This window comes from Bradyrhizobium sp. Unk1, from assembly GCF_059512345.1.
Map to the genome: position 1 here is coordinate 113129 of NZ_JCAMOP010000013.1, position 14718 is coordinate 127846.

General features: G+C 58.1%; 14 protein-coding genes and 1 pseudogene. 1 reads left to right on the forward strand and 14 read right to left on the reverse strand.

Translation table 11 applies throughout. The features are described from left to right. Positions 1 to 45: 45 nt before the first annotated feature. The 11 genes and pseudogenes from AC5ZFO_RS18575 to AC5ZFO_RS18625 all read right to left on the reverse strand — a co-directional run bounded on the left by AC5ZFO_RS18575 (position 46) and on the right by AC5ZFO_RS18625 (position 9681). The gene (locus AC5ZFO_RS18575) at positions 46 to 987 is read right to left on the reverse strand and encodes a toll/interleukin-1 receptor domain-containing protein (RefSeq protein ID WP_282522169.1); all 942 of its coding nucleotides are present in this window, start codon (positions 985 to 987) and stop codon (positions 46 to 48) included. A gap of 578 nt (positions 988 to 1565) precedes the next feature. After that, positions 1566 to 1796, reverse strand: coding sequence for a hypothetical protein (locus AC5ZFO_RS18580; RefSeq protein WP_496122290.1), 231 nt, complete (start codon positions 1794 to 1796; stop codon positions 1566 to 1568). 57 nt (positions 1797 to 1853) lie between these two features. Beyond that, positions 1854 to 2798: a 2-dehydropantoate 2-reductase gene (locus AC5ZFO_RS18585; RefSeq protein WP_496122291.1), complete on the reverse strand. Its 945-nt coding sequence runs from the start codon at positions 2796 to 2798 to the stop codon at positions 1854 to 1856. Between the two features lie 42 nt (positions 2799 to 2840). After that, positions 2841 to 3281, reverse strand: a complete 441-nt coding sequence (locus AC5ZFO_RS18590; protein ID WP_496122292.1) for a VOC family protein — start codon at positions 3279 to 3281, stop codon at positions 2841 to 2843. Positions 3282 to 3283: 2 nt separating this feature from the next. Next, positions 3284 to 4396, reverse strand: coding sequence for an enolase C-terminal domain-like protein (locus AC5ZFO_RS18595; protein WP_496122293.1), 1113 nt, complete (start codon positions 4394 to 4396; stop codon positions 3284 to 3286). Between the two features lie 45 nt (positions 4397 to 4441). After that, entirely contained in the window at positions 4442 to 4930 is a 489-nt protein-coding gene (locus AC5ZFO_RS18600; RefSeq protein ID WP_496122294.1) for a RidA family protein, read from the reverse strand. Further along, positions 4924 to 5649 (reverse strand): SDR family NAD(P)-dependent oxidoreductase, encoded by a 726-nt coding sequence (locus AC5ZFO_RS18605; protein ID WP_496122295.1) that lies wholly within the window; start codon positions 5647 to 5649, stop codon positions 4924 to 4926. The genes AC5ZFO_RS18600 and AC5ZFO_RS18605 overlap by 7 nt, the downstream gene beginning before the upstream one ends. Before the next feature lie 29 nt (positions 5650 to 5678). Next, positions 5679 to 6209 carry a carboxymuconolactone decarboxylase family protein gene (locus tag AC5ZFO_RS18610; protein WP_496122296.1) on the reverse strand — a complete coding sequence of 177 codons (531 nt, stop codon included), beginning with the start codon at positions 6207 to 6209 and terminating at the stop codon, positions 5679 to 5681. Between the two features lie 504 nt (positions 6210 to 6713). After that, positions 6714 to 8028 (reverse strand): annotated as a pseudogene (locus AC5ZFO_RS18615) (MFS transporter). A gap of 107 nt (positions 8029 to 8135) precedes the next feature. Then, positions 8136 to 9035: an N-acyl homoserine lactonase family protein gene (locus tag AC5ZFO_RS18620; RefSeq protein ID WP_496122297.1), complete on the reverse strand. Its 900-nt coding sequence runs from the start codon at positions 9033 to 9035 to the stop codon at positions 8136 to 8138. A gap of 124 nt (positions 9036 to 9159) precedes the next feature. Further along, positions 9160 to 9681 carry a cupin domain-containing protein gene (locus tag AC5ZFO_RS18625; RefSeq protein WP_496122298.1) on the reverse strand — a complete coding sequence of 174 codons (522 nt, stop codon included), beginning with the start codon at positions 9679 to 9681 and terminating at the stop codon, positions 9160 to 9162. Positions 9682 to 9792: 111 nt separating this feature from the next. Here AC5ZFO_RS18625 and AC5ZFO_RS18630 point away from each other — a divergent pair, with 111 nt between their 5' ends. Then, complete coding sequence (locus tag AC5ZFO_RS18630; protein ID WP_496122299.1) at positions 9793 to 10695, forward strand: LysR family transcriptional regulator; 903 nt, start codon at positions 9793 to 9795, stop codon at positions 10693 to 10695. Between the two features lie 358 nt (positions 10696 to 11053). Here the strand turns inward: AC5ZFO_RS18630 and AC5ZFO_RS18635 are convergent, their stop codons facing one another. The 3 genes from AC5ZFO_RS18635 to AC5ZFO_RS18645 all read right to left on the reverse strand — a co-directional run bounded on the left by AC5ZFO_RS18635 (position 11054) and on the right by AC5ZFO_RS18645 (position 14680). Continuing rightward, positions 11054 to 12628 (reverse strand): class I adenylate-forming enzyme family protein, encoded by a 1575-nt coding sequence (locus tag AC5ZFO_RS18635; protein WP_496122300.1) that lies wholly within the window; start codon positions 12626 to 12628, stop codon positions 11054 to 11056. 32 nt (positions 12629 to 12660) lie between these two features. Next, positions 12661 to 13728: a glutathione S-transferase C-terminal domain-containing protein gene (locus AC5ZFO_RS18640; RefSeq protein ID WP_496122301.1), complete on the reverse strand. Its 1068-nt coding sequence runs from the start codon at positions 13726 to 13728 to the stop codon at positions 12661 to 12663. Between the two features lie 190 nt (positions 13729 to 13918). Then, positions 13919 to 14680, reverse strand: coding sequence for a glucose 1-dehydrogenase (locus AC5ZFO_RS18645; protein WP_496122389.1), 762 nt, complete (start codon positions 14678 to 14680; stop codon positions 13919 to 13921). Positions 14681 to 14718: the final 38 nt, after the last annotated feature.

Genomic DNA, 14718 nt, shown 5'->3' on the forward strand with positions numbered 1-14718 from the left:
ACAAACACTACGCAGCTCGTGCTGCATCAATAGCGGCCGCTTCCATCACCGCTCAAGCGGCTTAACAAAGCGTCGCCACAAATAATCAGCAGCCTGCCCAGCGTCCATCCGTTTGGGGTTCAGGGTTTCAGCAAACTGAGCAGTCGAGGTTCCGAAGAGAGCCTCGAGATATAGCGCACCACCGGCTTCCGAGATCGAGAGTATCTCATTACATGCGTTGGTTCCAAAATGTGCCTGCCCCTCGGCATAGGAGATGCCGTCAGGTGAACTTAGACCCCCAAGCCACAAGCGGCATCGACAAGCGCTCTTGCCGTGAAGGAAGACTTCAGCCGAAAATCCTGTCATTGAACTTGATTGAAAGTCACATTCGATCGCGTCGCTATGGTCAGCGAGTTCGTTCAATCCATTCCTGAAGTAGGCGCGAATTGTATCGAACGCCGCTTGGCTGAAACGCCTGCGATCGACGTCCGTCGATTGCTTCTTCAAATCGGGAATGTAAGTTGATCGATGCACCTCGGAGGCTGAACCAGGAAACGGCTTGCGTAGCGCTGGCGCCTCGGCTCCAGGAAATTTTGGTCGCTTCGACGGCTTCGCACGTTTGGCGTTTGTCCCATCGAGAAGCTGCTGGCGGGCACTATCCTCGTCAAGCGCTGACAGATCGATGTGGACCACACTTCTCAGCAGACCTGGCACATTGCACTTGCGGACCACAATGGGCAGTAGCTTTCGATCAATACCTTGCGAGTCCTGTGCAAAGGCTGCAGCCCATTCTGGCGAGGTAAATTGAGATTTCAGGTAGTCCGGCGACAAGACCATGATCGTGCGATCAGCTTCGCTAGCCTTCTGCATCTCAAGGACAAAGTTGCTGCCAGGGCGAAAATCCCAAGCCTGAATGACGGTCGAAAAGCCAGCCTCTTCAAGGACAAATGCAATCCACTCCGCCCAAGCACGGTCAGCGGAGGTATAGCTAACAAAGAAATCCGGCATAGCTTGTCATCCCGTGCTGCTAAGAGACAACGTCACGAAAAATTCGCCTCCCCCTACTCCCACTCTATCATTTCGAACGACGTTCCGTCGTTGATTTACATGCACAAATTTTCAAGTCTGACGGACAAATGCCGGCGGTATACCTGTCGCAATTTTTCGATCTTGAATTCACAGAAAAATTTGTGTGTCTTGAAGAGATGGCTCCTTCGCCAACTATCGGAGTCAATCGACAGAGTGAGAGCTTGCGCTAAGGCACAACGGCTACCCCCACGCCTCTCGCTTTCCACACGATACCGTCAATTTTCATCAGCCCCCACCCCATGCGATTTAGTCGTTTTGTGCGGAAATCGACTTCCGGCCACCCTTGTCCTGAGCCGAGGGCGCTCGGCAACACATCAGTCAAGCGTGAAGCGGATTCGATTGCGGCTCTGGCGCTAGCGGCCTGAGGGACCGCCCATTCAGGTCAGCGTATAGCCGTCCCCTCACCCAGCAGAGGTCAATGTCCTGACTGGGGTGCCGCGTCTTAAGCCCGCGGTAAACGGTCACTTCGATCTGACGAGACGACCGGCAGGGTGCTGTCAGCTTCCACACGTTGAAATCCAGCTCATTCTCCCGTCGAGACCTGGGGCATCTCGCTTAATCGATTGCAAGTCGTTGCGCATACCCTCATTGTAGCCGATCACCAGATCGACGATGGGTGGCGCGCCGCCCTGAATCGGCCGGCGGACGATGGTTTTCGGCAGCAAGTTCCGCGCGTAGAGCGGAAGCAGGCTGATGCCGCCAGTAAAGGCGATCAGCGCAATAGCCATAGCTATTTCGCGAGGTATGCGTCTCCTTGTTCAAGCTTTACATTTAGGGGAAGCACATCAAAGCAAGCGGCCTGCAGCCCGCCGTTGCTCGAAAGCCTTGACGTTGGTGTAGGCGAGCAGCAGCGTGTTGCAGGGGATTTGCGCCGCGACCGCCTTGTCGAGCATAAAGCCGAGGATGTGTTCCACCTCGGTCCGGCCGCCCCGTTCGATGTCGCGCAGCATCGAGGTCGAATATTGGGAGTCCTGCTGAGAAAACGTCTCCTCCCACGCTTTCAGGAAGGCCGCGCTCGGCGCGTGACCGTTGGCAGCGGCTATCGCCGCGCCACAACGAAGCTGATCGAGAAAAAGATCGCGGCCATAGGGGGTGCGGACGATCTCGCCGACATTCGCCCGCATCAAGCAAGTCATGGCGGCCGCAGTCGAGAGGTGAACCAGCTTTTCCCACATCCGTTGAACCATGTCGTCGACAGCGAAGACCTCTACACCCTTCGCACTTTCGAACAGCGCCGCCAGCGTTCTTACGCGCTCGGTCATTTCCCCTGATTGCTCGCCGAAGGTAAGCGTCCGCCAGTCGTTGAATTGCCTGACCGCACCGTTCGGCATGATCGTCGCTTGAATCTTCGCGGTGCCGCCGAGCACACGGTCTCGGCCGAATTTCTTGTTCAACGCATCAATATGGGCAATTCCATTCAGGAAAGGCAGTACATATCCAGTCGGCGCTACGGCTGGTACGATCGACGCGATTGCGGCATCAAGATCGTACGCCTTGCATGTCAAAATCACCGCATCGTAGATCGGCGTCACCTCCGAAGCGAGCACCGTCCTCACTGCTATCTGCGCGTCCCCGAATGAGCTCTCGATCCGCAATCCCTGCTCCGAAAGAATCTTGCGCCGTCCTTCACGGACGAGAAACGTGACATCGGCCCCGCTCTCGGCGAGACGGCCGCCGAAATAGCCGCCGGTTCCGCCGGCACCGAGCACCAGGATCTTGGGTTTGCTCACGATGTCGCCTCCTTGCCGTGTCCGGTTGCCGCTCAAACCGCGCTACCCCGCCTTGCGTACGCCTTCGAGGCGAGGATCGAAGGTAAACTCGACCCGCACGCCGCTCGGCTCGTACACCACGAAATGAATCTTAGGGTCGGAGCCGGACGGTTGCGGTGCGAACTCGACGACAACGTCGGGCCAGCCCGACACTCGCTGGTAAAGGGCGTCGAGGCCGGCCCGGTCGGCGACCGCGAGCGCCAGATGATGCAAACCGACATTGGCGCGCCGATCGAACGCGATCGCCATGTCGGGTGACGCGACCTCCCACAGCGTGAGGAGGCAGTGTCCGTCCGACACGAACGCCGCCGGATAATCCGGACGTTCACCGACAACGTGCCATCCAAGGCAATCGCAAAAGAACTTCCGCGAAATCGCAAGATCGCGAACGCTCAACCCCACGTGGTCGAAGCCACATGTGCCGACTTTGACTTCGTCTGACATAGTCAAATCACCTCAAGTCGACGAATTTTGTCTTCGTCCCAAACAATTCCGCTGCCGGGATGCTGTGACGTCAACACTTTGCCGTCATCTATTCGCAACGGTTCCTGCAACAAAGCGTCAGCCCAATCCACGTATTCGAGCCAATGTGCCGTCGGCGTGGCCGAAAGAAGCTGAGCGCTGACCTCCGGCATCAGATGCGAAGACATCTCGACGCCGCTTGCAACTGCAAGCGCGGCGGCCTGCATCCAGCCGCTGACGCCGCCGATCCTGGCAACATCAGGCATGACGTAGTCGCAGGCGCGAGCGCTCAGGGCAGTGAGCATGCTTTCCGGCCCATTGAAATTCTCACCGATCTGGACAGGTACGCGCAATTCTTTGGCGATGGTGGAATGCGCATTGTAGTCCTCGTGGGGGATCGGTTCCTCGAGCCAGTAGATCCCCTCGTTCTCGAGTTGTCGTCCGCGGGCGATCGCTTCCGCCGTCGTAAGCGCCTGATTGTAGTCCACCATGACGGCGACGGCATCGCCAACGACGCGGCGAATGGCCTTCAAAGCGGAGATATCCTCTTTGGCCGACGGATATCCCAATCGAAGCTTGACGGCCTTCAATCCGCTTGCGAGCAGCGCATCTGCTTCCTTCGACAGACGGTCGGGCTCCATCAGCCCGAGGCCGCGGCTGTCATAAGCCTGCAACGCCCGCGGCTGGCTACCCAGCAGAGCGGCGAGCGGCATTCCCCTGGATCGCGCGAGCGCATCCCAGAGCGCCATGTCGAACAGCGAAAGAGCCATTCGCACGGTGCCGGTGACGCCGATTAATGCGAACTGGCGCGAAAGGGATCGTGCCGCGTCATAGGGGGTCACCGGGCGGCTAGCCAACAGGTCGAAGGCTTCCGCCAGGTGTGCTGCGATCGCGCGGGCTCCCGATGGTCTGTAGCAGAATACGTAGGCGTGCCCGGTCACGCCGTCATCCGTCACGAGATCGACCAGCAAAAGAGGAACCGTCCTGATGATCGCGGCACTCGTTCCAAGCGTGAAGTTGAGCGGGACGAGCACACCGCGAGAGACGAGGGAACGAAGCTTGAGCGGTTGCATGACGGTATCGGAGAAAGCCATCATTATTTATATCCATCAGGTTGTCGTGCCGAGCCCGGCACCTAGTGTTTACGCGGCGACCTCGAGAACGAGCTCTACCTCGACCGGCAAGCCCAGAGGCAGGCTGGCCATGCCGAGCACGACACGACCCGACAGCATCTCGGGGCCGAAGACCTTGAGGAGCACTTCGGAAGCCCCGTCGGCGACCTTTGGGTGATCGCGGAAGTCCCCTGCCGTCGCAATGTAGACGCCGAGCTTAGCGACGCCCGTCACCTTGTCGAGCGAGCCGAGATGCTCCCGTACGGCAGCGAGAGCGCTCAGGACGGCGAGCTCCGCAGCCTTTCGACCCTCCTCCACCGACAACTCCCCGCCCAGACGGCCGATGAATTGCGGCTTGCGGTCGACCACCGGCAGCATCCCGCTCAGGAAGAGCAGCCTGCCGATCTGGACCGCCTCCACATAGGCCCCGAAGGGGGTCGGCGGAGGCGGCAGGGTGACGCCGATATCCTTCAGCCGCTGTTCGGCGCCAGCGGCCGGAACGTGGCCAAGGGTTACCATCTGCCCAGATGTGCGCCGCCGTCGACGTGCAGCACCTCCCCGGTGATATGCGGAGCTTCGGTCAGGAAGACGACCGCATCGACGATCTCCTGCGCGCTCGAAATGCTGTTCATCGGCGAAAGCGTCTTCAGGAAATCCTTCGGGTTGTCCTTGTGCAGCGGGGTGTCGACAACGCCCGGCGCCACCGTGTTCACGCGGATGCCGTCGCGCGCATATTCCATCGCGATATTCTTGGAGGCGGCCTCGATGCCGCCCTTGGTGATCATGGCGACCGACACCGGCATGCCGGCGATCGGGTGGCTGATCAGGGGCGTCGTGATGCTGACGATGCTGCCGCCGCTCTTCTGCGCCACCATCTGGCGCACGACGAGCTGCGTCAGATGGAGGAAGCCTTCGACATTCGTTGCCGCGAGTTTGCGGTAATCGTCGAGCGTATAATCGACGAACGGCTTGGCGAAGAAGATGCCCGCATTGTTGACGAGGGCATCGATACTGCCGAAGCGGGAGAGCGCCTTCTCAACCACCTTACGGGCGGTCGCCGGATCGGCGATGTCGCCGTCCACGCGGACCACCTTGTCGGAGGCCGGAATCTCGCTGGATCGGCTGACGCTCCGCGAAGTGGCGACCACGTTGTAGCCGCGCGCCGCGAACGTGTTGACGAGGCTCGCGCCGATACCCTGGGAGGCACCGGTAATCACGATCGTTTTCGATGTCGACATTGTCTTTCTCCTTTGATGAGTGAGGCGCCTCAGCGCGCTTCAATTGTGAGAGCCGGATCGATCGGAATCGGATCCAGGTGGTCGAGGTAGTTGCCCATCGTCGCCAGAGCGATGCCGACGGTGAGTTCCTTCAGAGCGGTGGCGTCGTAGCCGGCAGCGAGGAAATCCCGCTTGGCGCCTTCCGAAGCGAAGCCCCGTCCCGCAACGATGTCCCCAGTGATCTTCACAAGGGCATTCCGTTTTGGCTCCCGGAGCGCCACCCGGTTCCGGATGGCGGCGAGCGTGGCGGGGGCCGTCCGCATCGCCTTCAGCATCGTCGTGTGGAGCGCCGCGCAGTAGCGGCAACTGTTCTCCACGGACGCGGCGAGCAGGACGATCTGGCGTTCCTCGGCCGTGAAGGACGAATGGTTCCATGCCCGGTCCAGAGCGAGGTAGCCGTCCAGCGCGGCCGGCGCGCCGGCAAGAGCCGAGACCAGGTTCGGAATGAACCCCAGTCTCTTTTGAATCTCGCGCAGCCCGGCCTTCGCCCCTTTCTGCGCATTATCGATGTTGTCTGCCATCCAGCCCCTCCGCCGTTGCGTCGGTCATGTCGGTTCTGTCGGTGGAAATGTGTCGAATGGAGCCTTCTTTGATTAGATGGAAATATGTGGAATCTATTTTCCATTGATGAGAAAGCTGCAGCATATCTCAACAACATCGCGATCTTCGCGAAGGTGTCACAGCTCGAAAGCTTCAGAGCGCCGCGGGCCCTCGGCATACCCGGTCATGCCATGCTCGGGTTCAAGATCGATCAGCAAAGGGGGACTGCCCCGACGATAGCCGCACTCGTTCCGAGCGTAGATCAACGGAACGATCACCCCGCGCGAAATCAGGGAGCAAAGCTAGACTGGCCGATACCCGTTTCGGTGGGTTTCATCGTCCATCGTATCAGGGTCTCCTAGCCATTCTTAAGAATCCCTGAGGCGCAGTGCGTTGTCACGGAAACAGCCCAACATGCTGGGGTTGACCAGGTCGCTGCTGGTCCTGTGGATCCCAACGAACAGTCCACCCGCTTGATCAGCTTTTCAAGATGAACGCACTGGGGCCCTGTTGCGAGTGACCGCGGACACCAGGAGACCCGCCATCGCGAGAAATCCTCCCAGCATGATCAGACCGGACTGGAAATCACCAGTCTGATCCTTGAGATAGCCAACCATCGAGGGTCCGAGATACCCACTCAGATTCCCCAGCGAATTGATCAAAGCTATGCCGCCGGCCGCGGCCGTCCCACGTAGTATTGCAGTGGGCAATGTCCAGAAGACCGGCAGCGCCGAGTATATTCCAATTGCAGCGAACGCCATGGCACTTAAGGCCACAATCGGCGCGCTCGCAAGGAAAGCACTCGCAACCAGACCACCAGCGCCAGCAAACGCCGCCAACGCCATGTGCCAAACCCGCTCGCCCGTCCTATCGGAGTTCCGTCCCCAAATGACCATCGCGACGGCACCAAACGCGTGAGGAATGGCAGTTATGAGTCCGACCTGCTGATTGTTTAGCTCGCCAAAGCCTTTGACGATCTGTGGCAACCAAAGGCTCATCCCATAAACGCCGATGACGATTCCGAAGTAGATTAGACCAAAGAACCACACCTTAAGGCTCACCAATCCAGCCACAAGAGAGTGCTTTTCGCCGCCATGAGCAGCCTCCGCCGCGATCCTGTCGCTGACAATTTGACGTTCCGACGGAGAGAGCCATTCAGCATCGGCTGGCTTGTCGGTCAAATATTTGAGAACTACAAATCCAAGCAGGATCGCTGGAATTCCTTCTATCAAGAAAAGCCATTGCCAGCCACGTAAGCCAAATCCCTCCAGGTCAAGAATTGCGCTGGAAACTGGAGCACCAAGAACGCTCGATAACGGAATTGCGACGAGGAAGGCACCAGTTATCTTCGCCCGAGTCGACGCGGGAAACCAATAAGTCAGGTACATGATCATACCAGGAAAGAATCCGGCTTCCGCAGCGCCAAGCAGGAAGCGGATTACAAAAAGGCTGGTTTCTCCCTGCACGAAGGTCATACCCGCAGAGAGAAGGCCCCACGTGACCATGATCCTTGCGATCCATCTGCGCGCACCGACCTTCTCGAGCATGATATTGCTCGGAACCTCGAACAGAAAATATCCGAGGAAGAATATTCCAGCAGCATTTCCATAATGCCGTCGCTGAAATTCCGAGATCCTTGTTCATAGTGAGCGCGGCGATACCGATATTGATACGGTCAAGGAACGCTACGAAATAAAGCAGGATCATGAATGGTATGAGGCGCCACGCCACCTTTCGGAATACGTCATCCGTGGACCCGACCTCTTCTGCAACTGTCAGCCGTGCCGTCGTATTGGCCATCCCCGCTCCTTCGTGCTTTCGCAACGTTTCGCATTTGACGTTTAATAGGTGACGAGCCCGGCGACTCCGCTCAATCGCGCCGGATTACGGCGATCAATCGCCAAGCCTCAATCGTAGAATGCAGGGAGCAGCTTGAGCTTGTCGGTTTGCTTCTTGTCGTGATTGATGAAGAGCGTCGCCTTGTATGTTCCGATCAGCTGTCTGATTCTTTCCATCGACGCGATCGATTCAGGCTTATTTGTATTGAGGGACGGGACTATGCTTTTCTCGAAATTCCCTTCCAGATGGACGACGTCACCGGACAGAACGACGAAACCGGAATTCTTGAGATGGACCAGCAGCGCCTGGCTGCCGGGAGTGTGCCCTGGCGTGGAAATCAGGATGATGCTCCCGTCACTGAATACGTCGGTATCACCGTCGACGAGTTGGAGGTTTTTCGGGGTCCCCATGAGTTTGCGTGCCAGCGCCATCAATTGATTCACGTTGTCATTCGGCCCGTCGGGGGAATGGATCCAGCTATATTCGGCCCGCTGCATCAGAATTGTGGAATTGGGGAACAGGCTCACGTTACCTATGTGGTCTCCATGGGTGTGCGATATTGCGACCCGAGAGATGTCGTCTCGCTTTAGCCCGATCTCGGCGAGTTGACCCGTTAGTGACTTGTCGAGGCGATAGACGATCAATTTCGGCAAGGTGGACCAGCCTTGCGGGTCGCCGAATGTTGCTTCAGGAACGCCCGTATCCCAAAGCAACCATTCGTTTCCATGCTTTACGAGCCAGCAAGTCGATGAGAATTCGATGCTAACCCCGACGTTCTGGCCCGGCGTCCACACAGATTCGTCATTTGCGAGGGAGCGCCCACAATCCAGCCGGAAGAGCTGTTGCGCTACGGCTGCGTTGCGAGGATCCGGCAATTTCGAGTCCGCGCGCGCGTCCAGCGCACCTTCGGCTATGAGCAAGAAGGCAACCACGACGAATGATACCGTGGCTCTTACCTGTCTCAGCATGACCAGTCCTCCGTTGGGAAACGTGACCTTCGTTGCCGTGTCGAGCGTCGCACTCGACAGGCGCACACACTGAAAAGCTGTCAGGACAAACCGATCGCTCTGCGTGTGAGCAATCCGGAGAGCATCACCAAGCGGGCGTTACCAACGGCTTGCCCTTTTGGACGATGTAATGGGCAAGAGCCCTGAACGGTGCACTGCTGACATTGCAGACGTTATGCACTTCTTCGACCCCGAACTGCAGCGGTTGCCCGGTTCTGAGAATCTGGTCCGGCTTGTTATCGAACTTCGCAACAGCCTCACCCTCCAGAACATAGGCGCTTTCGATGCCTGGATGACCGTGGCGCGTGGTGCACTGGCCCGGCTGGAGTTCAGCAATCACAGCCACCGTCTCGTAGTCCGGTGGGAATTCAATCGTCTGTAGAGGCGTTCGCTTCTGGGCAAGTGAGTTGCCTGTGGTCGCAGCAAACAGAATGATAGCACCCAAGAATACCGCCAATGGCCGCGTATCGAAGCACATCTCTTTTCTCCCTAGTGACATCAATGAAGTGACGGGGCCCCCGCGCCGCCTGTTGTCGCGCGGCGATAAAACCCGTTTACGAACTTCTCTGACGAGGTTGGCGCCACCGACTGCGACTTTGTCTGCCATGCGACCCTTCGCTACCACGTCGATTACCTCGCAAAAACCTGCCGGATGGAGCCTTCTTTAACTAGATGGAAATGTCTGGATTCTGTTTTCCATTTGTGAGAAAGTGTGGCCATGATTGATCTCAACGACATCGCGATTTTCGCAAAGGTGGCTCAACTCGAAAGCTTCAGCCGAGCGGCGCGTGCACTCGGCATGCCCGTGTCGACGGTCAGCCGCAGGGTGACGGTGCTCGAAGAGCAACTCGGCGCAACGCTTCTTCAGCGCACGACGCGCCGGCTAAATCTGACAGAACAGGGGCGCGCCTATTTCAATCAGTGCAACGACCCGCTCGGCGAACTCTACGATGCCGAACGGGCCCTCACGCAGGTCCAACGAAAGCCGGAGGGGCTGCTCAAGGTTTCGGTGCCCGTCACCATAGGACAGGAGCCGTTTTATAAATTCATTTCGTCGTTCCTGCGGACCTATCCTCGCGTTCAGGTCGATCTGTTCGTTACGAATGCCTTCGTCGACCTGATTGCCGAGAATGTCGACGTCGCCCTGCGCTATGGAGAGTTGCGGGACTCGACGCTGATCGCCCAACGCATTGGAAAGAGCGTCCGCTATCTCGTCTGCACGCCGGACTACCTCGACGGCCGCAATCCTCCGTCCAGGCCCGATGATCTACGCGAGCATCAGTGCATCCTTCTGAACGGAAGAAATAATGAAGCCGAGTGGGAGCTCGTCAGCGGCAGGAAATCGATCAAGGTACCCGTTTCCGGTCCGGTCTCCGCTCGCGACCACCAAGCCGCGAGCGCCTTTACATACCGCAGCCACGGCATCGGGTTCCTCCCCTCAACATTTTGCGACGCGCGGATCGCGAAAGGAGAACTCATTCGCCTGCTCCCGGAATGGTCCTCTCCGGAAATCTTCATTCATACCGTCTATCCCACGCGACGGTTTCTGCCGTCCAAGCTTCAGGTGTTTCTCGAGGCATTGAAGGGCTGGAAGAGCCCGCTCTGGATTCCGCTGCGGTGACGGCTCGTCGAGGTGGGCCTGCCTGCCCCCCTGGCTCCAGAGCTAGATCGCAGCGCGAGGGCCGCATCGTCCGTCAGGGCAACAACCATGACGAGATGGGGATTTACGCCTACGCGACGCTCGGCTCATGGCATGCGAGTTGCCACACCAGCCGTGCGGTGACGGCCTCGAGAGCACCATTCCCCCTGCATTGAATCGGCGGCGCGGTTGCGGATTGGCCGCCGTTCGGCGGCGCGTCGCTCGGTTCGGGAGTCCGGGATCAAATCTTCAAAGAAAACGTGCAATCGATTTAAAGACGTTTATAGGGTAGCGCGTCGGCGGCTGGTTCCCATTGGGTGATCGGATCCATGCGGCGACGTCACTTCAAGTGGTCGTGAGTATCTCGAAACTTGGATCTCAATTCTCTCTTCAGCACTTTGCCCGTCGCGTTTCGCGGGAGGTCCGGCACGAACACAAATCGACGCGGAATTTTGTAGCCGCCAAGCTTCTGCCGGCAGAACGAAACGAGATCGTCCAGAGATGGTGTTGACGCACCTGCGGCAACAACAATGCAGCCTAAAGCCGCTTCGCCGAACCGTGAGTCCGGTATGCCGACGACCGCAACATCCGATATTGCCGGATGCTCGATCAGAACTGACTCTATTTCCTTGGAGGAGATGTTTTCCCCACCCGACACAATGACATCCTTCAGCCGATCTTCGATAAACAGGTAACCACGCTCGTCGATCCGGCCGATATCGCCGGTTCGAAACCAGCCATCCGCCAAGACTTCAGCAGTCTCATCGGGCATTTTCCAATAACCCAGCATGATCTGAGCACCGCGAACTCTGACCTCTCCCGACATTCCGGACGAAACGAGGACGCCGTTCCGATCCGTGATTCGCAATTCCGTTCCAAAGACCGGAAGTCCGGCGGAAGCCAACTGACGGTCTGAAGCCTTGTCGCGCAAGCCCCGAGCGTGCGCCGACGCATCGAGCATGGTCACTGTCGCTGTTGTTTCTGTCAGCCCATAGGATTGATAGAAATCGCAACCGAAAACCTCAATCGCGCGGAGAAGGAGCGGCTTGTCTATCGGAGATGCCCCATACATGATCGTCTTTAGAGCGCTCCAGTCACGCTCTGCGACGTCACCGATCTCATTCAAAAGGAAGCTAATCATCGTCGGAGCGAACAGAGCAATCGCAATTCGATTCTCGACGAGACTCTCGACCACCATCCGGGAGTCGAAGTCCGCGTGTATCACCAATGTGAGACCTAGGTACGCGGCCAACGTCAGCACTTGCATCCCGCCGGCGTGGAAGAGCGGCATGGCAAGCAGCGTGGCCTCGCCCAGGGATGGCCTGTGCTCCAGGCAGGAAACGACTTGTGAAACACTCGCGTGATAGTTGGCGTGCGTGATCATCACGCCCTTTGCTCGCCCCGTCGTTCCGCTCGTGTACATCTGGCACGCGACGTCGCTGACATCCGGTCTGGGATGATCGCTAGACAGTGGGGGATGAGAATCGAACCATGATTCCAGATCGGTCCAGCCTGAGCGGCCCTGCGTGCCTGTCGCGATCCAACGTACTACCCCAGGCTGCTCGGACCGGAAAGCGTCGGCGACGGACAGGAAAGCTGAATGGGCAAAGAACAGTTTGATTTTGGCGTCGCTCACGATTGCGCTCAGTTCGGCGGCGGACAGTCGGTAGTTCAGAGGCACAGCCACTACCCCGACGCGCCCAGCGGCCAGGAACATGATGGCCATGTCTATATCGTTTTTTGAAAGATAGCCTATACGGTCGCCAACGACCGCCCCCTCTCCGATCAACGCTCCCGCGAACCGATCAATCCGTTCCGCCGTTTCTGCAAGCGTTATTTGCCGCGATCCCTGACGCGCGAAGAACTCGCTGGGCTTGCGTCGAGAATGATTGATCACGAAATCCCAGAGAAGCATCGTCTCACCATCAGAGGTATGGCCGCTTTCCCTTAAACGATGTGTTGGAGACAGTCCGTGTCACGCAACAGAGGTTCGAGCCGGCATCGGGCATCGCGCCGCAAGGTGGAGAACGCGTCGCGCAGGCGCCTAAAACGCTTGACCTGATATCTGAAAACGGGCTGCGCGAACCTCTGGCCACTAAGCAGGACCTCGAACGACGGTTGGCCCGCCTCGAATGCAGCACTGTTGGCGCTCAGATATGGAAGGTAGCTGTCGCCGGCGATCCGCGCGAGGTTTCGAACGACTGGCCAATCGAGGATGTCTCGCGACGACGCCCAGGCGCCGTTGACGCCGGAAGCATCGTCGAGGCGGCGCAGCCAATCAAATAGATCCTGCGCATCCCGTCGCATGATCGCGGCTGACACCGGATCGGTCGCGAGTTGCAGCAATTGACCGAACATAGCAAAGTCCGCGAGGGCTGGACGGGTGCCAAACAGATAGTTAGGCCCGCCCTCTGCGATGTGTGACGTCAGAGCCGCGATCACCCGGGCAAACCCCTGTTCGATCACCGGGCCGTTCTCAGGTGTGCAGCCGACCATCTCCATGCGATCGATTTGCCGAGTTGCCAGCATCTCCGCGACTTGCGCTCTTTTTCTTGCGTCATCCTCGGGATGAAGGTCGCTTGCTATCCAGGATTTGCAATAGGCGATATTGTCGGCATACGACCATCGGTAGTGGTACATCATCTTTGTGATCCACTCGTCGGCCAAGTCCTCAAAGAGGAAATTTAAGAACGCTAATGCCGGATCTTCGGGAATGATCGAGCGTCCGCCCGGATAGCGGACCTCCAGCGCGTGCGCGATTGGAGACGTGTCAATATGGTAGGTCGCCTCGCCTGGAAAGCGAAGAAGCGGAACTAGGAGCGGCCTGACAGGAGGTGGATCGGCTTCGAATTGCGGAGCTCGAATGATCCAGTCGAAAGGAATCCTCCTGTACCGAAGGATTGCCCTCAGCTTGACCGAATAGGGTGATCCCGGCGTTCCTATAAGCTCGCAACGCAAAGTCTCGGAATCTCGGGCCGACGCATTCTTGATGTTGGGTTCGAAGGAAACGGTCATTCGATAGCTCCTGCACCTGGAGGGCGGCTTTCAAACGTTTCCATAAGCGCAGTCCATTTGTTTGTCGTGGTGTCGCTATGATGGTCAAACCGATAAGCGGCCGATAACGAGCGCGAGCCGCTCACATTACGTTTCGGGTGCCTTCGGATGAGCGTCGCCCGTGACCCAAGCAAGCAATGAGGTGTGACTTTCAGACCGCACCGTGCGATCCAGAGAACCCGCCATCGATAGTTATTTCCGTCGACGTGATGTACCGCGACTCGTCGGAGGCGAGAAATAATACCGCGTTCGCGACATCCTCGGCCTCGCCAATCTCTCCGAACGGCACCTTCTTCAGCATCCGCTTCACTCGCGCCTCTCCCTCTTCTGGAGAGCGCCCTCGATTCCAGACGGGAGTGCGGATGACTCCAGGAACGACGCAGTTGACCCGGATCCGTCGAGGAGCGAGTTCGGACGCAAGCGAGTGTGCCATGGCCTTCACAGCGGCCTTGCTCGCGGGGTAGGCGCCTGAACCGGGAAAACCGGCGTTTGCGGCGACCGAACTATTCAGAATAATCGATGCGCGGTCTCTAAGCAAAGGGAGTGCGCCCTGTACCGTCAGGAAGACAGCGGTCACATTTGTTTTCAAGACCTCATCGTAGATATCTTCGGGCGTATCCTCGATCGAGGATGTAGTCGATTTGGCTATGCCTGCATTGGCAAAAACGATATCGAGCTTTCCGAAGCTATCCTTGGCCACGGCAATGACGCGAGCGCGAGCGTCCGCATCGACGACGTCGGCTCGGATCGAAATTGCGGAAGACCCGAGTGAAGATTCCGCAAAAGCGAGCGTTTTCGCATCTCGCCCCGTAATAAGCACCCTTGCGCCCTCCTCGACGAATCGCTTTGCAGTGGCGAGACCGATGCCGCTGTTGCCACCCGTTATGAGCGCGTTCTTTCCCTTTAGTCGCATCACCAGATACTCCTGTTGTATCTTCCTTCGGAGCGCGC